This is a genomic window from Nonomuraea sp. NPDC050310, from assembly GCF_040655795.1.
GTDB lineage: Bacteria > Actinomycetota > Actinomycetes > Streptosporangiales > Streptosporangiaceae > Nonomuraea.
Genome location: NZ_JBFAKP010000001.1, coordinates 629,523 through 649,667, shown reverse-complemented (window position 1 = coordinate 649,667; position 20,145 = coordinate 629,523). Strand labels below are relative to the sequence as shown.

The window sequence follows — 20,145 nt, the reverse complement described above, 5'->3', positions numbered from 1 at the left end:
GAGAACTTGTTACAGCGGCACCACCCGGAGAACCGACTTGCATACCCCGTCGCTGGCTGCCGAGGCGGCCAGGCGCTCGGCGTCCGGCTCGCCGTACTCGGTGGTCCGCTGGCGGACGGGACGGCCGGAGACGGCGGCCATCGCGCGCAGCTCGCTGATGGTCTTGTAGGAGCCGTTCTCCGAGCCGGCCATCCGGCTGATGGTCTCCTCCATCAGGGTGCCGCCCAGGTCGTTGACGCCGCCGCGCAGCACGTCGAGGCAGCCGTCGTCCTTGAGCTTGACCCACGAGCACTGGATGTTGGAGATCGCGCCGTGCAGCAGGATGCGGGCCAGCGCGTGCACCGCGCGGTTCTCCCGAGCCGTGGGGCCGGGGCGGGCGACCCCGGCCAGGTAGATCGGCGCGCTGTGGTGCACGAACGGCAGCAGCACGAACTCGGAGAAGCCGCCGGTCTCCTCCTGGAGGCGGCGGATCAGCTTGATGTGCTTGACCCAGTGCAGGTGCGTGTCGACGTGGCCGTACATCATCGTCGAGGTGGTCGGCAGGCCGACCTTGTGCGCGGTGGTGATCACGTCGATCCACTCGCGGGTGGGCAGCTTGCCCTTGGTCAGCACCCAGCGCACGTCGTCGTCGAGGATCTCGGCCGCGGTGCCCGGCAGCGAGTCGACGCCGGCCTCGCGGGCGGCGTGCAGCCAGTCCTCGATGGACAGGTTCGTCCGGCTGGCGCCGTTGATGACCTCCATCGGGGAGAAGGCGTGGACGTGCATGCGCGGCGTGCGGGCCTTCACCGCGCGGGCGATGTCGAAGTAGGCCGTGCCGGGCAGGTCCGGGTGGATGCCGCCCTGCATGCACACCTCGGTGGCCCCGGCGTCCCAGGCCTCCTGGGCGCGCTGCGCGACCTGGTCGAGGCTGAGGGTGTAGGCGTCGGCGTCGGTGCGGCGCTGGGCGAAGGCGCAGAAGCGGCAGCCGGTGTAGCAGACGTTGGTGAAGTTGATGTTCCGGTTGACCACGTAGGTGATGTCGTCGCCCGCGGCCTGCCTGCGCAGCTCGTCGGCGAGCGCGGCCAGGGCCTCCAGTTCCTCGCCGTCCGCGCTGAGCAACGCGACGGCCTCCTCGTCCGACAGCCCGGCGGGGTCGGCCTCGGCCCTGCGCAGCGCCTGCCTGATCAGCGACCGCTCGGGGCCGCCGCCCGCGGACGCGCCCGGGTCCAGGCGTTCCTTGAGCGCGTCCCAGTCGCCGTAGACGGAGTCGAAGTCATCGCGCCGGTCGCCGGTGCGGCCCTCGGTGTCGACCGCCACGTGCAGGTCGGTACGGCCGGCCGCGACGAACCCGCCGTCGGGTTCCTGCCAGGGCAGCCCGGCCGGCATCGCGCCCTCGCGGGCCAGGCCGGTGTCCGGGTCGGCCAGGGCGGCGACGTGCGCGGAGACCCGCGGGTCGAGCCACGGCTCCCCGGCCAGCACGTACTCGGGGTAGATCGTCAGCCGTTCCTTCAGCGTGAAGCCCGAGGCCGCGGTCCGCTCGGCGAGATCGTCGATGTTCGGCCAGGGCCGCTCGGGGTTGACGTGGTCGGGGGTGAGCGGCGAGACGCCGCCCCAGTCGTCGATGCCGGCGCGGATCATCAGCCCGTACTCGGCGTCGACCAGGTTCGGGGGCGCCTGCACCCGCACCCGCGGGCCGAGCACGAGCCGGGTGACCGCGATGGTCGCGGCGAGCTCGTGCAGGTCGGCGTCGGGCATGCCGCGCATCGCGGTGTCCGGCTTGGCGCGGAAGTTCTGCACGATCACTTCCTGGATGCCGCCGTACTCGCGGGCCACCCTCCGGATCGCGAAGATCGACTCGGCGCGGTCCTCGATCGTCTCGCCGATGCCGATGAGGATGCCCGTGGTGAACGGCACGTTGATCCGCCCGGCGTCCTCCAGCACGCGCAGCCGTACCGCCGGGTCCTTGTCCGGCGAGCCGTAGTGCGCCGCGCCCTTCTCCGTGAACAGCCGCTCCGACGTGGTCTCCAGCATCATGCCCATGGACGGCGAGACCGGCTTGAGCCGCTGCAGGTCGCGCCAGGACATGACGCCGGGGTTGAGGTGCGGCAGCAGGCCGGTCTCCTCCAGCACCCGGATCGCCATCGCGCGCACGTAGGAGAGCGTGTCGTCGTAGCCGTGCGCGTCGAGCCACTCCCGGGCCGGCTTCCAGCGCTCCTCGGGCCGGTCGCCCAGCGTGAACAGCGCCTCCTTGCAGCCCATCGCCGCTCCGGCGCGGGCGATCTCCAGCACCTCGTCCGGGCTGAGGAAGGGGCTGTCCAGCTTGTGCGGCGCGGTGGCGAAGGTGCAGTACCCGCAGCGGTCGCGGCACAGCCGGGTGAGCGGGATGAACACCTTGCGGCTGTAGGTGATGACGCCGGGGCGTCCGGCGGCGCCCAGCCCCGCGTCCCGGACCCGTCCGGCGTGCTCCAGCAGGGCGTCGAGGTGTTCGCCGCGCGCGTGCAGCAACACGGTGGCCTCGGTGAGGTCGAGGGCCTTCCCGTCGCGGGCGCGGGCGAGGGCTCGGCGGAGGGCGGAATCGCTGACCACAGTCATACGCGGCACCTTACGTCCCTCTAGGTTCGGCGAGCGCACCCAGGTCCGTCAGAAGGAACGATAGTCGCGCGCCGCCAGCCTCGGCCCGCGCGCCGGCGGGCGCAGCCCGGTCAGGCCGACGAGCATCGTCGCCCGGTGCCGGTGCCCCGCGTACGGCTCCAGCAGCCGCAGCATCCCCTCGTCGTCGGTCTTCTCCCCGGTCAGCGCGTAGCCCACGATCTTGGCCAGGTGGAAGTCGCCCACGCTCACCGCGTCGGGGTCGCCGAAGGCGCGCTGGCGCACCTCGGCCGAGGTCCAGACGCCGATGCCGGGCAGCGCGCGCAGCAGCCGGTCGGCCTCGGCGCTGGTGGCGGCGGCCTCCAGCTTGTCGGCGTGCCAGGCGGCGGTGGCGATGGTGCGGGCGCGCACCGCCTCGGCGCCGGCGCGGTGCCAGTCCCAGGCCGGGATCTGCCGCCACACCTCGGGTTCCGGGACCACCCGCAGGCCCTCGGGGGCGGGGCCGGGGGCGGGCGTGCCGTACCGGTGGAGCAGCCAGCGCCAGGCGCGCCACGCCTCCTGGCCGACCACCTTCTGCTCCAGGATCGCCGGGACGAGCGCCTCCATCACCCGGCCGCTGCGGCCGATGCGGATCCGGCCCGGATGGCGCCGGGCGGCCTCGCCCAGCACGCGGTGGTGCGCCACGAACCCGGAGACGTCGTCGCCGGCGGCCAGCAGCGCGGGCATCGTCTCCAGCAGCCACTGCGCGCCCGGCCCCCACGCCTGGCCCAGCACCGCGCCCTCGCGCACGCCGATGCGCAACGTGCCGGGGCCGTCGGGGGTGCGGCAGGCGCGCCAGATCGTGCCGTCCGGCGTCCGGCGCCACGTCGGGTCGCCGCCGCCGTGCTGATGCGGCCCCAGCACCTGGCCCACGTCGAGCGGGCCTTCCGGGACCCAGGCACGTTCCTCCACCCTGTCACGGTAGCCGCACTCCGGTGGTGGGTGACGAGCCCGTCACCAAGCCTCACCCGGCCGTCACCGCACCGGCCCCTTGCCCGGCCTACGGTCGGGGCGTTGGCTCCCCGTCAAGGAGGTTGACCATGCACACACCAGGCAGGCTGCTGCTGGCGGGCGCGCTCGCGCTGGCCGCCGCCGCGTGCACGCGCCAGGCCCCGGCCGGTACGGCTGCCGCCGACACGGGCGAGGTCACGGTGGCGTGCGGCGCGACCGAGGAGTGGTGCGCGGCGCACACGGCGGCCTTCACCGCGGCCACCGGGGTGAAGGCGGAGTTCGTCCGCTTGTCCAGCGGCGACGCGCTGACCCGCATCCAGGCGGGCCGGGCCGACCCGGAGTTCGACGTCTGGCACGGCGGCCCGGCCGACGGGTACGCGGCGGCGGCCGGGCAGGGGCTGCTGGAGCCGTACGTCTCGCCGGGAGCCGCGGCCATCCCGGCCCGCTACAAGGACCCGTCCGGCGCCTGGACCGGGGTGTACGTGGGGGTGCTCGGCTTCTGCGCCAACACCGAGGTGCTGGCCGAGAAGGGCGTGGCCAGCCCCACGTCATGGCAGGCGCTGCTCGACCCGGCCCTGTCGCGGAACATCGGCATCGCCCACCCGCTGACCTCGGGGACGGCCTTCACCGCCCTGTGGACGCAGGTCGTGCTCAACGGCGGCGACACCCGGGCGGCGCTGCGCTACATGCGGAAACTGCACCCCAACGTCCTGCAGTACAGCAAGTCGGGCGCGGCCCCGGCACAGCAGGTGGCGCGCGGCGAGGTGGGTGTCGGGGTGGTCTTCTCCCACGACTGCGTGGCCACCCGCGAGCAGGGGTTCCCGCACCTGGAGTCCACCTTCCCCGCCGAGGGCACCGGCTACGAGGTCGGCGGCGTCGCCCTGGTCAAGGGCGCTCACAACCCGGTCAGCGCGCGGGCCTACGTCGACTGGGCGCTCACCCCCGCCGCCCAGGAGATCGGCCCGTCGGTCAGGTCCTACCAGGTGCCGACCAACCCGCGGGCGAAGATCTCCGGCCACACCGTGGACCTGAAGACGGTCCGGCTCGTCGACTACGACATCGCCGGCGCGGGCACCGCCAAGCCGGCGCTGACCCGCGAGTTCGACGCCACCGTCGCCCAGGCGCCCAGGTGAGGGCCCGGCGGGGCGCGATGCGCCGGCCCGGCTCGGTACGGCTCGCGATCGGGGCCTGCGCCGCGCTCGTCCTGGCCGGCAGCGTGGTGCCCATCGGCTCCGTGCTGGCCTCCGCCCTCTCCCCCGAGGCGTGGCCCCGGTACGCCCGCTTCTTCACCTCGGCCGTGGACCTGCGCATCCTGTGGCACACCCTGGAGCTCGGCCTGCTGGTCGGGCTGGCCGGGACCGCGATCGGCTTCCTATTCGCCTTCGTGCAGGCCCGGCTGGACGTGCCGGGCAAACGCGTCCTGCACGTGCTGGCGCTGGTCCCGGTGGTCAGCCCGCCCTTCGCGGTGGCCACCGCGACCGTGGTGCTCTTCGGGCGGCGCGGGCTGATCAGCCACGGCCTGTTCGGGCTGGAGTGGGACATCTACGGCCTCGACGGGCTGGTCTTCGTGTTGTCGCTGTCCCTGTTCCCGGTCGCCTACCTCGGGCTGCTGGCGATGTTGCGGGGGCTGGACCCGGCGATGGAGGAGGCGGCGATGACGCTGGGCGCCTCGCGGTGGCGCATCTTCCGCACGGTTCTGGTGCCGCTGCTGGCGCCTGGGCTGGCCGCGCCCTTCCTGCTGCTGTTCGTGGAGGCCATCGCCGACCTGGCCAACCCGCTGGTGCTCGGCGGCGACCACACCGTGCTGGCCAGCCGCGCCTACCTGGCGGTGACCGGCGAGTACGACCTGACCGGCGCCGCCGTCTACAGCCTGATCCTGCTGGTGCCGTCGGTCGCCGTCTTCGTCGCCCAGCGTTACTGGCTGGGGCGCAGGGTCCGGGCCACCATCACCGGCAAGCCGACCGGGAGCGTGCACCTGATCACCCACTGGGTGCGCTGGCCGATCTACGGGCTGGCCGTGCTCATCGCCCTGGTCATCGCGGCCGTCTACGGCACCGTCGTCGCCGGCGGGCTCACCCGGGTCTTCGGCGTGGACAACAGCCTCACCCTCGGCCATCTGCGCGAGGTCGTGCTGGGCGTGGGCCGCGAGGCGCTGGGCGACACCACGCTGCTGGCCGCGCTGGCCGCGCCGGTCGCCGGGGTGGCCGGGCTGGTGATCGCCTGGCTCGTCGTGCGGCACCTGCCGCGCGCGGGCGGCTGGCTGGACTTCGCCGGCACCCTCGGCGTGGCCGTGCCGGGGACCGTGCTGGGCATCGGCTTCCTGCTGGCCTACCGGGGCGACCTGTACCTCGGCGGCGTGTTCGTGGTCCCGGGCCTGGTCGGCGGCAGCGCGATCGCCGGGGGCGCGCTCGCCATCGTGCTGGCCTACGTGGTGCGGTCGGTGCCGGCCGGGCTGCGCACTGCCTCCGGCGCGCTCGCCCAGCTCCATCCGAGCCTGGAGGAGGCCGCCCACGGGCTGGGCGCGGGGCCGGGCCGTACCTTCCGGACGGTCACCCTGCCGCTGATCCGCCCGGCCCTGCTCACCGGGATCAGCTACAGCTTCGCCCGGTGCATGACCTCCGTGTCCACCATCGTCTTCCTGGTCACGCCGGGGACGCAGATCATCACCTCGCAGATCCTGTCGGCCGCCGGCACCGGCCGGTTCGGGGTCGCCTTCGCCTACTGCACCGTGCTGACCGCGCTCGTGCTGGCCGGGTTCGGGGTCATCCGCCTGCTGGTGGGCCGGGCTCCCACCCTTCACCGCGTCGCAGAAAGGCAACCATGACCGACGGGCACCTCACGCTCCAGCACCTCACCAAGAGCTTCCGCGTGCGCGGCGCCGGCCCGGTCCTGGCCGTCGATTCGGTCTGCCTCGACGTCGCGCCGGGCGAGTTCATCACCCTGCTCGGCCCCTCCGGCTGCGGCAAGACGACCACTCTGCGCATCGTCGCCGGGCTGGAGTCGGCCACCAGCGGCTCGGTCCTGCTCGACGGCAGGGCCATCGACGCGCTGCCGCCGCAACGCCGCTCCATGGCCATGGTCTTCCAGAACTACGCCCTCTTCCCGCACCTCACCGTCGCCGAGAACATCGCGTACGGCCTGCACGTCCAGCGCCGCCCCCGCGACGAGATCGAGTCGGCCGTCGCCGTCGCGCTCACCGGCATGAACCTGGTCGGCCTCGACCGGCGCAGCCCGCACGAGCTGTCCGGCGGCCAGCAGCAGCGGGTGGCGCTCGCCCGCGCCCTGGTCGTGCAGCCCAAGGTGCTGCTCTTCGACGAGCCGCTGTCCAACCTGGACGCCAAGCTGCGCGAGGCGATGCGCGCGGAGATCCGGCGTATCCAGCGCCTGCTCGGCATCACCAGCCTCTACGTCACGCACGACCAGGAGGAGGCGATGACCATGGCCGACCGCGTGGTGGTCATGAACCGGGGCCGGATCGAACAGGTGGCCGCCCCCTCCGACATCTACTTCCGGCCGGCCAGCGTCTTCGTCGCCGACTTCATCGGCCGGGCCAACTTCGTGGAGGTCGTGCCGGAACGGGCCGGCGAGGGGAAGGCGGTGGTGACCGCGCTCGGCCGGACGATGGCCGTCGAGGCCCACCCCGCCGTGCGGGCGGGCGCCCCGGCCTACCTCATGATGCGGCCCGAGACGCTGGCGCTGGCCCCGGCGGCCGAGGACGGCACGGGGGCGGTGTTGCGCACCACCTTCCACGGGCCCAGCGTGGACTACGAGGTGGAGACCGGCGCAGGCACGCTGGCCGTGACCGTGCCGGGCCCCGACCCGCGGCACGTGCTGGCCGAGGGCACGAACGTCACCGTCACCGCCGACCCGGCACGCGCGTATCTCCTGCAGAAGGAGTGAGTGCCTGCAGAGGGGATCAGACGTCGCTGGAGTGCCGGATCGCGCACTCGCCGAGCTCGATCTCGGGCCAGACCCGGGCCCCGGCCTGCAGCTCGTTGCCCGGCCCGACCACCGCCCGGTCGCCGATCACCGCGTCGCGGACCACCGCGCCCGCGCCGATCTCGGCCCCCACGCCGACCACCGAGTCGACCACGACCGCGTCGCGCCCGATCGTGCTGCCGTCGAAGAGCACGCTGCCGGTCACCGAGGCGCCCGGCGCGACCACGGATCCCTTGCCCACGGTGGTGCCCCCGCCGACCTTGGCCTCCGGCGAGATGACCGCCCCGTCGAGCGCCAGGAAGTCACCGGCCGGCACCGCCGAGGCCAGCCGGCCCAGCACGAGGTCGCGCGAGCCCTGCACGAAGGCGGCCGGCGTGCCGACGTCGAGCCAGTAGGTGCGGTCGGCGTAGCCCAGGACCAGTTCGCCCGCCTCGATGAGGCCGGGGAAGGTCTCCCGCTCGACCGAGACGACCTCGCCCTCCGGGATCGTGTCGATCACCGAGCGGGTGAAGACGTAGCAGCCGGCGTTGATCCGGTTGGTCACCGGGTTGGGGGTCTTCTCCAGGAAGGCGGTGACCCGCCCCGAGTCGTCGGTGGGCACGCAGCCGAACCGGCTGGGGTCCTCCACCTCGGTCAGGTGCAGCGTCACGGCCGCCCGCCGGGCGACGTGCTCCCGGATCTGGGCGCCGATGTCGTGACCGGACAGGATGTCGCCGTTGAGCACGAGCACCGGCGCGTCCGGGCCGGCGGCGAGCGCCTGGGCGGCGTTGCGGATGGCCCCGCCGGTGCCCAGCGGCGTCTCCTCGGTCATGTAGACGAGCTCCAGGCCGAAGTCGGAGCCGTCGCCGAAGGCGGGCTCGAACATGGAGGCCTTGTAGGACGTCGCGAAGACGATCCGGCGCACCCCGAAGGAGCGGGCGCGGGCGAGCTGGTGCGCGAGGAAGGGCACGCCGGCCGTGGGCAACAGCGGCTTGGGGGTGCCGAGGGTCAGCGGGCGCAACCTCGTGCCCTGGCCACCGACCAGTAGGATCGCCTCAAGATCCGGCAATGAACTCTCCACCCAGGCGAGTCTATTCGACGGCGCGTAGATAAGCGCTGAGATGCGCTTCGGCCGATGCGTCCCAGGTGAATTCGCGGGCTCGGGCCAGCCCGGCGGCGCTGAGCTGCTCGCGGCGCTCGGGTGCGTCGAGCAACTGGCGCAACGCGACCGCGATGCTGGCGGCGTCGGGCTCGGTGTAGGCGACCGCGTCACCACCGACCTCGGGCAGCGAGGTGCGATGGGTGGTCAGCACCGGGGCGCCGCAGGCCATGGCCTCCAGCACCGGCAGCCCGAAACCCTCGCCCACCGACGGGAAGGCGACCACCTGCGCGCCGCCGAGGAAGCCGCTGATCTCCCCGTTGGACAGGTAGCCGGGCCGGACCACCTTGACGACCGCCTCGGTCTCGCGGCAGGCGGCGTCGACGTCCTCGGTGTGCATGCCGCCGCCGATCACCAGCGCGGGCGGCTCGGCCATGCCCTCGACCGCCATCGCGAAGCCGCGGATCAGGTTGGGCACGTTCTTGCGCGGGTCGAGCGCCCCCAGGAAGGCCACGTACGGCCGGCCGTGCAGCCCGCACCGGTTGGCCGCCCGCCGGGTCTGCTCCGCCGTCGGCGGGTGGAAGACCGCCTGGTCGACGCCGTGATAGGCGACGTCGATCCGGGTCGGGTCGGCCGCCAGCACCCGGATCAGCTCGTCCCTGGTGGCCTTGGAGGGCACGATCACCCGGGTCGCGTGCCGGGCGGCGGTGCGGGTGGCCGAGCGGATGAAGGAGGCCCGGTCGGGGTCGTGCCGGCCGGGATCGGTGAACCAGGTGACGTCGTGCACGGTCACCACGGTCGGCAGCCCGGAGCGCAGCGGCATGGAGTAGTACGGGGCGTGGATCACCTGCGCGCCGGCCTGGAGCGCCAGCACCGGCAGGCTGGCCTGCTCCCAGGCGAGCCGGGTGGACCGGTTGGTGATCGACGGCGGGCCGGGAATGATCCGCGCCGAGGGCGCCAGCCTGGCGTAGCGGTCGGCGTCCGCCCGCTGGCAGACGACCACCAGGTCGGCCCCGGCGCGGTCGAGCGCTCCGATCAGCCCGTCGACATAGCGGATCAGCGCACCGCGATCGGCGGGGACCGCGGCGGCGTCGATGAGCACCCGAGGCATCACGCAGATCTCTCCCCTCAAGACCGTGCATCCTCTTTACCTTATGCCGGGGACACTCCCCCTGTGGCGGGCGTCACACACCTGTGCGCTTTGCCGTTATACCGGCCACTCCGGCACAGATCACGTCACCGGCGACGATGACCATCCGGGAGACCAGCGCGACCGCGATGGCGCTCCCCTGGTCGAGGATCGGCGCGAGCACGGCGACCATCGCGACCTCACGGACCCCGGCCCCCGCCGGGACGACGAAGGTCAGGATGCCCAGGCACCACGACAGCGCGAAGGCGCCCACGCAGAACAGCAGGTCGGAGCCGACGACGAAGTACAGGTGCACGCCGTAGGCGATCCAGCCGGACAACGCCCAGGCCAGCGCGGTGAGCATGCCGCGGCGGGTCAGCGGGCGCTCCAGCGGCTCGCGCTTGAGCCTGCGCAGCACCAGGCCGATCAGCCGGTTGATCACCTTGGGTTCGAGCAGCACCAGCAGCACCGGCACGGCCAGCAGGATCCAGCCGTAGCGGTCCCAGCCGAGCGTCGCCAGGGTGACCAGCAGGCCGCTGGCCAGTTGCACCGGCATCATCAGGAAGAAGGCGGCGGCGCTGCGCGAGCGCGGGACGCCGAGGTCCTTGCCCATCTCCATCTGGGCCAGCACCGGCCAGAGCGAGCCGGGGATGTACTTGCCGAGCTGGCCGACGAAGAAGACCTTGGCGGCCGGCCGTACGGGCAGGGGGGAGCCGAGGTCGGCCAGCAGCGAGCGCCAGGTGAACATGGCGCCCAGCAGGGCGGCCACGACGGCGGCCAGCGAGGCGGCGGTCATCGGCAGGGAGATGCGGGCGAAGCCGGCGCGCACCTCGTCCCACTGCCGGGCGACGAACCAGGCGCCGAAGCCGAGGGCGACGAGCAGGAAGACGATCCGCACGACCCGCCGCAGCAGCGCCCGCCGGTTCTTCCCTCCGCCTGGAGTCACGGGCGGCACGTCCGGTGCCTGGTCGGTGGGCGGGAGATCGGGGGTGGTCACAGCGGCCGGACCCGCTCGGGTGGCTGCGGCAGCCGCGCCCCCGCCGGGAGCGCCGGCCGCTTGGTGGCCACCCAGATGTAGGTCGGCACCAGCGGCAGCAGCAGGCCCAGCACCGCCCGCGGGGTGAGGCCGAGCACCGCCCGGGCGATCTTGCCGAGCACGCCGGGGAACAGCTCGCCGCCGGCGAAGCGCTCGGGCGTGGCCAGCACCGGGAAGGTGTAGTCCCACACGTGGAAGGCGCGCAGCATCCGGCGCAGCCCCCGCCGCGTGCGGAAGCGCTCGTAGTAGTGGTCGGCCTTGCCGAAGGCCCGCACGTACCGGTCGGCCGCCCGCTCGGGCAGGTAGGACAGGAACGGCAGCTTGTAGTGCGGCTCCATGATCCCGAGCTTGTTGCCCAGCCCGAGGTAGAGCACGCCGTCGTCGGCCAGCACCCGGTGCATCTCGGCGACCACCGCGTCCGGGTCGACCACGTGCTCGTAGATGTGGTTGAAGACCAGCACGTCCACGGAGCCGTCCGGGAAGGGCAGCGCGGTGCCGTCGCCGCAGACGAAGGCCACCCGCTCGCCGAAGCGGTCGGCGGCCTTGCGCAGGCCCGGCACGTCGATGTCGACGCCGAGGGTGTGCTTGGAGACCGCGGCCAGCTCGTCGGCGATGAACCCGGCCGAGCAGCCGACGTCGCCGACGGTCAGCCCGGCGAGCGAGCCGCGGAAGTGCTCCAGGACCGCGATGATCTTCGCCGCCTTGCGCCGCCGCTTGGCCTCGTCCAGCATCGCCGCCTGGAACTCGGAGTACTCGAGCTGCTTTTGCCTCGCCACGCTGCCCCACAGTACCGGCCCACGGGCGCCCGGCCGTCTGGTTCCGCCCGGCCGGCCCGGCTACGCTGGCCTGATGCTGGCCCGCCTGCGTTCCTCCACCCTGCTCCGGGTCCTGCTCGCGCTGGTCGCCCTCGGCTTCCTGGCGTACGGCGTCGCCCGCACCTGGGACGAGACCAGCAAGGCGCTGTCGGCCATGTCGCCCGCCTCGGTGCTGGCCGCGCTCGCCGCGGTGCTGGCCGGGCAACTGTGCATGGTGCTGGCCTGGCGGCGCATCCTGGCCGGTCTCGGCTCGCCGCTGCCGCTGCGGATGGCCGGGCGGATCATGTTCGTCGGCCAGCTCGGCAAGTACATCCCCGGCACCGTCTGGGCCTACGCGGCGATGATGGAGCTGGGCCGCAGCCAGGGCAGCCCGCCCACGCGCACCTTCGCCACCATCTCGCTCGGGCTGCTGGTCAACCTGGGCGTCGCGCTCGGCCTGGCCGCGGCCACCGCCCAGCAGGCCTTCGCCGGGGCGTGGTACCTCCTGCTGCTCATCCCGCTGATCATCGTCTGCCTGCATCCCCGGGTGCTCACCTGGGGCCTCAACCTGGCCCTGCGGCTGGCGCGGCGCGAGCCGCTGGAGAGCGTCCTGCCCGGCCGCGCGCTGCTGGTCGCGGTGGCCTGGACCGCTCTTGGCTGGGCCTGCTGGGGCCTGCACATCTGGCTGCTCGGCGGCTCCGGCTACCCCGTCTCGACCGGCGCCTTCGCCTTCGCCTGGGCCAGCGGGCTGCTGGTCTTCTTCATCCCCTCCGGCGTCGGCGTGCGCGAGGGCGCCTTGGTCGTGGTGCTCGGCCCGCTGATCGGCGCGCCGGTCGCCCTGGCCGTCGGGATCGTCTCGCGGCTGGTCTTCACCCTGTCCGAGCTGCTCATGGCGGGGCTGTTCTTCCTGCTGGGCCGTCAGAGCTCCAGCAGCGCGGCGGTGTACGAGGCCCAGAACGGCTCCGGGTCCACCGCCTTGACGCCCGAGCGCAACCGCTCCGGCTCGCCCGGCTCGTAGAAACGCTCGATCGCCGCGCGCAGCCCGGCCACGTCGCCCGGCCGGACCAGCAGCCCGTCCACGCCGTCGGTCACGTGGTCGGCCAGCGCGCCCACCCGGGTGGCGATCACCGGCAGGCCGTGCTCGTGCGCCAGCCACACGTTCTGGCTGGCCGTCGCGCTCCGGTAGGGCAGGACCACCGCGTCCGCGGCGGCGAACAGGGCCGGCACCTCGCCGGCCGCCACGTACCCCGGCCGCAGGTCCACCCGCTCGCCCAGCCCGAGCTCGGCGATCAGGGCCTTCGTCTGCTCCAGGCCACCCCAGAACTCACCCGCCACGGTCAGCGCGATCCCCTCGGGCAACGCCCGCAGCAGCACGTCGAGACCCTTGTACGGGCGGACGATGCCGAAGAACAGCAGCCGCCGGTGCACCTCGGCCGACCGGTCGGCCGAGGTCGCCGGCAGGTGCGGCGGCAGCCCGGCGGTGCCGACCGGCTTCGCGGTCAGCTCGCGGGCCAGGCCGGCCTGCTCGGCCGAGTGCGTCAGGACCGCGTCCACCCGGCCCAGCAGGGCCTTCATCAGCGGCCGGTCGTACGGCTTGCGCTCGTGCGGCAGGACGTTGTGGCACAACGCGACCGTCCGGGCCCCGCCGCGCAGCCCCGCCAGGATGCCCAGGTAGGCCGGCACCTGCACCGGGCTCAGCACCGCGAACACCACCAGATCGGCCCCCCGCAGCCGCCGCCCGGCCGCCACCCAGCCCAGCGGGTTGCGCCAGTCGAGCACGCGCCGCGTCCGCGGGTACGGCAGGCCCTCGGGCTCGCTGATCGTCTGCTGCCCCGGGTACAGGAAGGAGGGGTACTGCGCCCGCCACGACTCGATCACCACGTCGTGGCCCGCCTCGCTCAGCCGCCTGGCCAGCTCGGTGGTGTGCTGCGCGCCCCCGCCCTTGTAGGGGTAGGTCGGCCCGACGATCGCGATGCGCACGCTACTCCCCTCGCGAGCGCACGATCAGGTCGGCCAGCAGGGCCACCGACCCGATCAGCATCCCGGACAGGAAGATCACGATGGTGTTGCTGGTCAGGTAGAACCCGTACCGCGCCACGTCGAACACGCCCTTGACCAGCCCGATGACGATCAGCCACAACGCCACCGGCATGAGCACCTTGAGCGGGTTGAAGTACATGATCATCCGCAGCACCTGCAGGATGTAGCGGTAGGCGTCGGAGACGAAGCTGAACTTCGACGTGCCCGCCCGCTTGGCGTAGTCGATCGGCAGGTAGTGCACGTCGTGCTGGTTCATCAGGAACGACAGCGTGATCGTCGTGACGCAGGAGAAACCGGGCGGCAGCAGCCGCAGGTAAGGCCGGGCCACGCTCTTGCGGAAGGCGCGCAGCCCGGAGTTCAGGTCGGGGATCTTCTGACCGGCCAGGCGCTCGGCGATCTTCCTGATCACCCACTTCGCCGGGACCCGCAACATCTTGTGCGAGCCCTCCTCCGACGTGCGCGCGCCCACGACCTGGTCGATCGTGTGGTCCTTCTCCAGGAGCTGGACCAGCTCGGGGATGCGCTCGTTCGGGTAGGTCATGTCCGCGTCGGTCCACACGACGATCTCGCCGCGGGCCTCCTGCGTGCCGATCCGGCGCACGGTGCCCGAGCCGCCGTTGCGGTGGAAGGCGCGGATGCGCAGGTGCGGGTAGCCCGGGGCGGCGTCCTGGAGGCGCTGGAGCGTCTGGTCGGTCGAGCAGTCGTCCACGGCGACCAGCTCGTAGGTGTAACCGCTGGAGTCCATGGCTTTGCAGATGCGGTCGACCTCGTCGATGACGTGGTCCTGCTCGTTGTAACACGGCAGGACGATCGTGACGTAGGGGGCTTCTGCCATGGGGGATCCAGTGCTGCTCACGGGCGTTGAGGCTACCCTGCCCAGCCGGAGGCCGGGTGCACTACCCGGCAAGAATCCGCGCCTAGGCTGCGGGACATGGACGGTGCTGAGGCGCGGGCGCGGGTGCCGCTCGACCTGCTGATCACGCAGGTGGGCGAGGGTCTGCTCGAGGTTCTGTCGGGTCCTTCCTCGGTCGAGGTGAGTGGCACGACGGTGTTCGGCGATCCGCCGCCGCCCGGCTCGCTGGTGCTGATGGTCGGGCTCGACCCCGCCGGCCCGGCGACGGCCGAAGGGGTGCGCGGGCTGCGCGGGGCCGCGGCTGCGGTCGTGGGGCCGTGCCGGGACGAGGCCGTGGGACCGCTCGTCGCGGCGGCGCGGGAGGCGGGCGTCGCGCTCCTGCGGATGCGGTGGGCGCTGGCCTGGACGCACCTGTTCACCATGGCCGACGACCTCACCGGCGGGCGCGACGCCGGCGGTGTCGCGGGCGACCTGGGCGGCGTGCCGCCGGGCGACCTGCCCGCGCTGGCCGGGGCCATGGGCGCCGCGCTCAACCGGCCGGTCCTGCTCGTCGACACGCAATGGCGGCTGCTGGCCTACTCCGCGCACGACCTGCGCACCGCCGGTGACCTGATGCGGGAGACCGTGCTCAACCGGATCGTCCCCGAGGCGGAGGCGCTGCCCGAGGTGCGGCGGGAGCTGCTGCGTGACGGGCGGGCGCGGCGGCTGGGCCGCGGGGCCTCCGGGCGGATCGGGGCGGGGGTGCTGGCGGGTGGCGTGCCGTACGGGATGCTCTGGGTGATCGACGGCGAGGCGCCCCTGCCGGACGACCGGCTGGAGCTGGTGGAGCGGTTCGCGCGGCTCGCGGCCACGCACCTCGGGCAGGCGCGTGCCGTACGGCGGAGGCAGGGCGAGCTCGCCGGGCTGGCCGTCGAGGGCGGCGAGGGCGCCGCCGGCGCCTGCCGGGAGCTCGGGCTCGACCCGGCCGAGGGGCTCACGGTGGTCGCGGTGGGATCGAGGGCGGACGTGCCGGGCGGGGTGCTGCTGGAGAGCCTGGCCGCGCACCTGGAGGGCTACCGCCGGCCCGCCGCCTGCGCGCTGCGCGGCGACACGGTCTGCCTGGTGCTCGGGCCGAGGGCCAGGGAGTTCGCCGCCGACGCCGTCGGGCGGCCGCGCGGGCGGCGGCGGCTGGTCGCGGGAGTGGGCGGCCAGGTGTGGTCGGCCGAGGAGCTGCCGCGCTCGGCGCGCCAGGCGGCGCTGGTGCTCGACGTGCTGCTCGGGCGGCCGGACGGGCCCGCGGTGGCGAGCGTGGACGACGTCCGGACCGAGGCCGCGATCGGCGAGCTGCGTCACCTGCTGGGTGACCGTACCGACCTGCTCGTGCACCGGCTGCCCGCCGAGCCGTGGATGCTGGCCTGGCTGGAGGCGGGCGGCGACTACCGGGCGGCGGCCGACCGGCTGGACGTGCACCCGAACACGCTCAGGTACCGGGTGCGCAAGCTCGCCGAGAGCGGCCTCGACCTGCACGACCCTGACGTCAGGCTGGCCACGTGGCTCCGCCTCCGCCTGGCGCACCGCCCCTCCGGCTGACCTGGCCGTCCCGGACAACCGACGCGGCCCGCGTTTGTGCCACAGGCCAGTTCACGGGCCGCCGGGCGGCGGCATCGTGGGCCGCATGACGTTGAACGTGCTGATCGACCGCGTCACCGAGGCGATGGCCGAGGGCTCGGCCGCGCGGGGTGGCCCGGTGCCCGCCGGGTCGCCCCCCGAGCTGGAGGCGAGGGTCCGCCGGGTCCTCGGCGACGTGCTGCCCGAACGTGGCACGGGAGCCGAGGAGGCGGCCACCGCCCTCGCCTGGCTGCTGGCCTACGGCGGCCCCGACCCCGCCGACCCGCGCTGCGCCGCCCACCTGCACTGCCCGCCGCTGCCCGAGGCGGTCGCGACCGATCTCGCGGTCTCGATGCTCAACCCGTCGCTCGACTCGTGGGACCAGGCGCCCAGCGCGGTGACCATGGAGAAGGCGCTCGTCGCCGCCCTCGCCACCCTCGTCGGGTACGGCGAGCGCGCCTCGGGCACGGTCACCACGGGCGGCAGCGAGTCGAACCTCATGGGCCTGCTCCTGGCCCGCGACCGCCGCCCCGCCGCGTCGCGTCGCAGGCTGGTCTTCTGCTCCCGCGCCGCCCACTTCTCCGTACGGCGAGCCGCCGCCCTGCTGGGCCTCGGCGAGGACGCCGTGATCCCCGTCCCCACCGACGCCTCCCACCGGATGCACGCGGGCGCCCTCGCCGCGGCGCTGTCCGACGCGGCGGCCATGGGCGAAATCCCGGTGGCGGTCGTGGCCACGGCGGGCACCACCGACACCGGCGCGATCGACCCGCTGCACGAGATCGCCGCGCTGTGCGCCTCGCACGGCGCGTGGCTGCACGTGGACGCCGCCCACGGCGGTGGCGCGTTGTTCTCCTCGCGGCTCGCTCCCCTGCTCGACGGCCTGGGCCGGGCCGACTCCGTGGCGATCGACCTGCACAAGTTCGGCTGGGTGCCGGCGGCGGCCGGGGTGTTCCTCGTGAAGGAGGCGGGGGCGCTGCGGTCCCTGGAGATGAGCGCGGCCTACCTCAATCCCGGCGACGACGTGGCCGAGGGCTACGACGGGCTGCTCGGCGTCTCGCTGCGGACGACCCGGCGGCCCGACTGCGCGAAGATCCTCGTCGTGCTGCGCTCGCTGGGCAGGAGCGGCCTGGGCGCGCTCGTCGAGCGCTGCCACACCCTCGCGAACCGGGCCGCCGACCTGGTCGAGGCGTCGCCCGAGCTCGAACTGGTCGTGCGGCCCGTGCTGTCGACCGTGGTCTTCCGCTACCGGGCGCCGGACGGCGACCTGGTGAACGCCGGACTGCGCCGCCGCCTGCTGGCCGAGGGCCGGGCCGTGGTCGGCCGCACCGAGCTGGACGGCCGGGTCTGCCTCAAGCTGACCGTGCTGAACCCGGAGGCGGACGTGGCCGCCGTCCTCGCCGCCGTGATCGACGCGGGCCGGGTGCTCGCGGGCACGAAGGAGACGCGATGAGGCTCGACGAGCGGCTGGCCGAGCTCGCCGCCCGGCACGGGGTGCCGGGGGCCGCCGTCGCGGTGCTGGCCGGCGGGGAGGTGCGTGACGCCGCGACCGGCGTGCTCAACCTCGCCACCGGCTGGCCCGTCACCATCGACGCGCTCTTCCAGATCGGCTCGATCACCAAGCTGTGGACCGCCGCGCTGGTCATGGAGCTCGGCCTCGACCTGGACGCCGAGGTGCGCGAGGTGCTGCCCGGCTTCCGCGCCGGTCTCACCCCGCGGCACCTGCTCACCCACACCTCGGGGCTGGAGGGCGACCTCTACGACGACTTCGGTCCCGGCGACGACGCGCTCGAACGGTACGTCGCCGCGCTCGACGAGCTCGCGCCCCAGGTCTTCCCGGCGGGCGAGCGCTTCTCCTACTGCAACACCGGCTACTGCGTCCTCGGCCGGATCGTCGAGGTCGTCACCGGGCTGAGCTGGGAACGCGCCGTGGAGGAACGGCTCGCCGGGCCGCTCGGGCTGACCGTGGCCACCTCGGCCGGCCAGGCGATCCTCGGGCGGCCGGCCGTCGGCCACGAGGGCGGGCAGGTGGTGCCGGTCTGGGCGATGCCGCGCTCGAACGCCCCCGCGGGCTCGTCGCTGGCGATGAGCGCGCGCGACCTCGTCCGTTTCGCCGGAGCGCACCTGGACGCCGCGTGGGCGGTGAGCCCCCAGGTGCGCCTGCCGCGGGGGATGGCGCGGCGGGGCGACTGGTGGTCGCTGGGCTGGGAGGGGCGCGACTGGCCCGGCGGTCCGGTGATCGGGCACGACGGCTCCACGAACGGGCAGGCGGCGTTCCTGCGTGCGGTGCCGGGGACCGGGGTGGCGGTGGCACTGGTCACGAACGGCGGCGCGGGCCGGGCGTTGTTCGACGACCTGGCGCCGTCGTTGCTCGGCGTCACGCCGCCCGCCTCGCCGCCCGTTCCCGCCGAGGCCGCGCCGTGCGACCCGGCGCGCTTCGAGGGGCGCTACGCGGCCAGGGCGGTGTCGGTCGAGGTCAGGCGCGAGCCGTCGGGCGGCTTCCTGGTGACGCTCACCGACGAGGACGAGAGCGAGAGCGAGACCACGACGGCTCTGCCCGTCGACGCCGCCACGCTCGTGGCCCCCGACGGCACCTCACTCGTCTTCGCCGGAGAGGCCGGCGACGGCGGGTCCGCCTTCGTCTACCTGAGCGCGCGGGCGCTGCCCAGGACCGGGGAGGCGCAGCCTTAGCCAGGCCAGCAGCCGGGTGTCGGGGTCGGCCAGGTCGAGCCCCTCCTCGGCCAGGCGGCGCACCCGGTAGCGGACCCCGTTCGGGTGCAGTCCTGTGCGGGCCGCGGTCCGCGCCGCGTCGCCCATCGCCTCGATCCAGGCCAGCACGGTCTCCTCCTGGGCGGTGCCGAGCTCGTGCAGGAGGAGGTCGGGCGTGCCGTCCAGCAGGTCGAGCACCTCCTCGACGGCCACCCGTGCCCGGAGCGAGGCGGCGTCGCGCGGGCCGGCGTCCTCCATGACGGTCAGGACGAGCGAGGCCAGCCGGGCGGAGCGGGTGAGGCCGTGGGCGGTGCGTGCCGTACAGCCGAGGGCGACCCTGACCCCGAGGTCGCCGGCGAGCTCGCCGGCGATCGCGTCGGCGGTGCCCCCCGGGAGGATCGCGTAGACGATCTCGTCCCTGAGCACGCAGGCGGCCGGCTGCCCGCGGGCCGCCAGGGCCGTCGAGACGGCGTCGAGCAGCCCGGGGCGAGCCGCGCGCACGGCGGCGACCACGCAGCCGGAGGAGAGCCCGAGCCCGAGCGCGCGGCAGGCCGCCGCAGAGCCGACGCCGTCGAGGGCCTGACCGGCGAGCCGTCCGCGCCGCTCGCGGTCGTTCCTCCTGGCCGCGAGGTGTCTCGACACGTGGAAGCCGCTGATGCTCGCGATCTCCTCGGCGAGCAGGAGGTACTCCGTCGGGAGTTCGGTGCGGCCCTCGTGCACCCACAGCATGCCCACCGGCCGTCCCGCCCAGCGGATGCCCGCGCCGATCCGCCAGACCGGGCGGCCGTCCTCCTCGTTGCGGAAGCGCAGCGCCCGGTGCCCGGCGAGCAGCAGCCGCCTGGTGCCGGGTGGCGCGTCGCGTTCCGGGACGGCCCTGGTCAGGAGCAGTTCGCGGTGGAGCTCGTCGGTCCACTGGTCGAGCACCGCCGAGTGGGCCAGCAGCCGCCACTCCGCGTCGAGGACGAGCACGGGCCGGCCGAGCAGCGCCGCCGCGTCGTCGGCCAGGCAGTCGAGGTCGCCTGGCGGCACGCGGGCGAGGGCCTCGGCCGCCGGACCCGGAGCGCGGTCCGCCGAGGCCGCCTCGACCAGGGCGAACACCTTCGCCCACGGCGACGGGGACAGGAGCAGCGCGACACCCGTCTCCTCCGCTGCGCTGACCAGGGCCGCGCACGGCTCGGAACGCACCACCGCCGCCGCGGCCCCCGTCAGCCCGGACAGCACCGACGCCGACTCGGGACGCGCGGGGTCCACGCCCACGAGCAGCACCACGGAACCGGCGCGGGTGACCGGCGCGCCCGCCAGATCGTGCAGCACGGCGCCGGTGATCGCGACATCCAGCCCGCGCGGGGCCACCACCAGCGTGAACGCGTCGAGAAGTCCCGCCAGAGACGAGCCAGCACCCACCCGCGCCCCCCAGGACAACGA

General features: G+C 74.2%; 16 protein-coding genes. 7 read left to right on the top strand and 9 right to left on the bottom strand.

All coding sequences use genetic code 11. The annotated features are described in order from the left end of the window. Positions 1-9 precede the first annotated feature (9 nt). Positions 10-2,571, bottom strand: a complete 2,562-nt coding sequence (locus AB0I67_RS03185; protein ID WP_357916733.1) for a bifunctional FO biosynthesis protein CofGH — start codon at positions 2,569-2,571, stop codon at positions 10-12. Between the two features lie 48 nt (positions 2,572-2,619). After that, complete coding sequence (locus tag AB0I67_RS03180; RefSeq protein WP_357916730.1) at positions 2,620-3,519, bottom strand: DNA-3-methyladenine glycosylase 2 family protein; 900 nt, start codon at positions 3,517-3,519, stop codon at positions 2,620-2,622. A gap of 128 nt (positions 3,520-3,647) precedes the next feature. Here AB0I67_RS03180 and AB0I67_RS03175 point away from each other — a divergent pair, with 128 nt between their 5' ends. Genes AB0I67_RS03175 through AB0I67_RS03165 form a run of 3 tightly spaced genes read left to right on the top strand, consistent with a single transcriptional unit; the run spans position 3,648 to position 7,458 of the window. After that, positions 3,648-4,691 carry an ABC transporter substrate-binding protein gene (locus AB0I67_RS03175; protein WP_357916727.1) on the top strand — a complete coding sequence of 348 codons (1,044 nt, stop codon included), beginning with the start codon at positions 3,648-3,650 and terminating at the stop codon, positions 4,689-4,691. After that, the gene (locus tag AB0I67_RS03170; RefSeq protein WP_357916723.1) at positions 4,688-6,382 is read left to right on the top strand and encodes an iron ABC transporter permease; all 1,695 of its coding nucleotides are present in this window, start codon (positions 4,688-4,690) and stop codon (positions 6,380-6,382) included. The genes AB0I67_RS03175 and AB0I67_RS03170 overlap by 4 nt, the downstream gene beginning before the upstream one ends. After that, positions 6,379-7,458: an ABC transporter ATP-binding protein gene (locus AB0I67_RS03165; protein ID WP_357916720.1), complete on the top strand. Its 1,080-nt coding sequence runs from the start codon at positions 6,379-6,381 to the stop codon at positions 7,456-7,458. The genes AB0I67_RS03170 and AB0I67_RS03165 overlap by 4 nt, the downstream gene beginning before the upstream one ends. Before the next feature lie 16 nt (positions 7,459-7,474). On the opposite strand, the gene AB0I67_RS03160 is transcribed toward AB0I67_RS03165, so the two are convergent. Genes AB0I67_RS03160 through AB0I67_RS03145 form a run of 4 tightly spaced genes read right to left on the bottom strand, consistent with a single transcriptional unit; the run spans position 7,475 to position 11,516 of the window. Further along, complete coding sequence (locus tag AB0I67_RS03160) at positions 7,475-8,557, bottom strand: NDP-sugar synthase (RefSeq protein ID WP_357916717.1); 1,083 nt, start codon at positions 8,555-8,557, stop codon at positions 7,475-7,477. A 10-nt stretch (positions 8,558-8,567) separates the two neighbouring features. Beyond that, positions 8,568-9,707 carry a glycosyltransferase family 1 protein gene (locus AB0I67_RS03155; protein WP_357916714.1) on the bottom strand — a complete coding sequence of 380 codons (1,140 nt, stop codon included), beginning with the start codon at positions 9,705-9,707 and terminating at the stop codon, positions 8,568-8,570. Positions 9,708-9,759: 52 nt separating this feature from the next. After that, complete coding sequence (locus AB0I67_RS03150) at positions 9,760-10,650, bottom strand: lysylphosphatidylglycerol synthase domain-containing protein (RefSeq protein ID WP_357916711.1); 891 nt, start codon at positions 10,648-10,650, stop codon at positions 9,760-9,762. Between the two features lie 47 nt (positions 10,651-10,697). Continuing rightward, positions 10,698-11,516, bottom strand: a complete 819-nt coding sequence (locus AB0I67_RS03145; RefSeq protein WP_357916708.1) for a class I SAM-dependent methyltransferase — start codon at positions 11,514-11,516, stop codon at positions 10,698-10,700. A 73-nt stretch (positions 11,517-11,589) separates the two neighbouring features. Here AB0I67_RS03145 and AB0I67_RS03140 point away from each other — a divergent pair, with 73 nt between their 5' ends. After that, entirely contained in the window at positions 11,590-12,552 is a 963-nt protein-coding gene (locus tag AB0I67_RS03140) for a lysylphosphatidylglycerol synthase domain-containing protein (RefSeq protein ID WP_357916705.1), read from the top strand. On the opposite strand, the gene AB0I67_RS03135 is transcribed toward AB0I67_RS03140, so the two are convergent. Both AB0I67_RS03135 and AB0I67_RS03130 read right to left on the bottom strand, forming a co-directional pair. After that, a complete protein-coding gene (locus tag AB0I67_RS03135) occupies positions 12,453-13,514 on the bottom strand; it encodes a glycosyltransferase family 4 protein (RefSeq protein ID WP_357916702.1) in 1,062 nt (353 codons plus the stop codon). The genes AB0I67_RS03140 and AB0I67_RS03135 overlap by 100 nt on opposite strands. A 1-nt stretch (position 13,515) precedes the next feature. Then, positions 13,516-14,409, bottom strand: coding sequence for a glycosyltransferase family 2 protein (locus AB0I67_RS03130; RefSeq protein WP_357916699.1), 894 nt, complete (start codon positions 14,407-14,409; stop codon positions 13,516-13,518). A 96-nt stretch (positions 14,410-14,505) separates the two neighbouring features. Here AB0I67_RS03130 and AB0I67_RS03125 point away from each other — a divergent pair, with 96 nt between their 5' ends. The 3 genes from AB0I67_RS03125 to AB0I67_RS03115 all read left to right on the top strand — a co-directional run bounded on the left by AB0I67_RS03125 (position 14,506) and on the right by AB0I67_RS03115 (position 18,702). After that, positions 14,506-15,996 (top strand): helix-turn-helix domain-containing protein, encoded by a 1,491-nt coding sequence (locus tag AB0I67_RS03125; protein WP_357916697.1) that lies wholly within the window; start codon positions 14,506-14,508, stop codon positions 15,994-15,996. 85 nt (positions 15,997-16,081) lie between these two features. Continuing rightward, on the top strand, positions 16,082-17,464 hold the full coding sequence (locus AB0I67_RS03120) for an aspartate aminotransferase family protein (RefSeq protein ID WP_357916695.1): 1,383 nt from the start codon (positions 16,082-16,084) through the stop codon (positions 17,462-17,464). Further along, the gene (locus AB0I67_RS03115) at positions 17,461-18,702 is read left to right on the top strand and encodes a serine hydrolase domain-containing protein (protein ID WP_357916693.1); all 1,242 of its coding nucleotides are present in this window, start codon (positions 17,461-17,463) and stop codon (positions 18,700-18,702) included. Before AB0I67_RS03120 ends, AB0I67_RS03115 begins: the two co-directional genes overlap by 4 nt. Here AB0I67_RS03115 and AB0I67_RS03110 read toward each other — a convergent pair. Then, positions 18,607-20,124, bottom strand: coding sequence for a helix-turn-helix domain-containing protein (locus tag AB0I67_RS03110; RefSeq protein WP_357916691.1), 1,518 nt, complete (start codon positions 20,122-20,124; stop codon positions 18,607-18,609). The genes AB0I67_RS03115 and AB0I67_RS03110 overlap by 96 nt on opposite strands. Between the last annotated feature and the right edge of the window lie 21 nt (positions 20,125-20,145).

Excerpts from the sequence above, each read along its gene's own strand:
- AB0I67_RS03185 (WP_357916733.1), bottom strand. The coding sequence starts at position 2,571 with ATGACTGTGGTCAGCGATTCCGCCCTCCGCCGAGCCCTCGCCCGCGCC.
- AB0I67_RS03175 (WP_357916727.1), top strand. The coding sequence starts at position 3,648 with ATGCACACACCAGGCAGGCTGCTGCTGGCGGGCGCGCTCGCGCTGGCC.
- AB0I67_RS03165 (WP_357916720.1), top strand. The coding sequence starts at position 6,379 with ATGACCGACGGGCACCTCACGCTCCAGCACCTCACCAAGAGCTTCCGC.
- AB0I67_RS03120 (WP_357916695.1), top strand. The coding sequence starts at position 16,082 with ATGACGTTGAACGTGCTGATCGACCGCGTCACCGAGGCGATGGCCGAG.
- AB0I67_RS03130 (WP_357916699.1), bottom strand. The coding sequence starts at position 14,409 with ATGGCAGAAGCCCCCTACGTCACGATCGTCCTGCCGTGTTACAACGAG.
- AB0I67_RS03125 (WP_357916697.1), top strand. The coding sequence starts at position 14,506 with ATGGACGGTGCTGAGGCGCGGGCGCGGGTGCCGCTCGACCTGCTGATC.
- AB0I67_RS03115 (WP_357916693.1), top strand. The coding sequence starts at position 17,461 with ATGAGGCTCGACGAGCGGCTGGCCGAGCTCGCCGCCCGGCACGGGGTG.
- AB0I67_RS03140 (WP_357916705.1), top strand. The coding sequence starts at position 11,590 with ATGCTGGCCCGCCTGCGTTCCTCCACCCTGCTCCGGGTCCTGCTCGCG.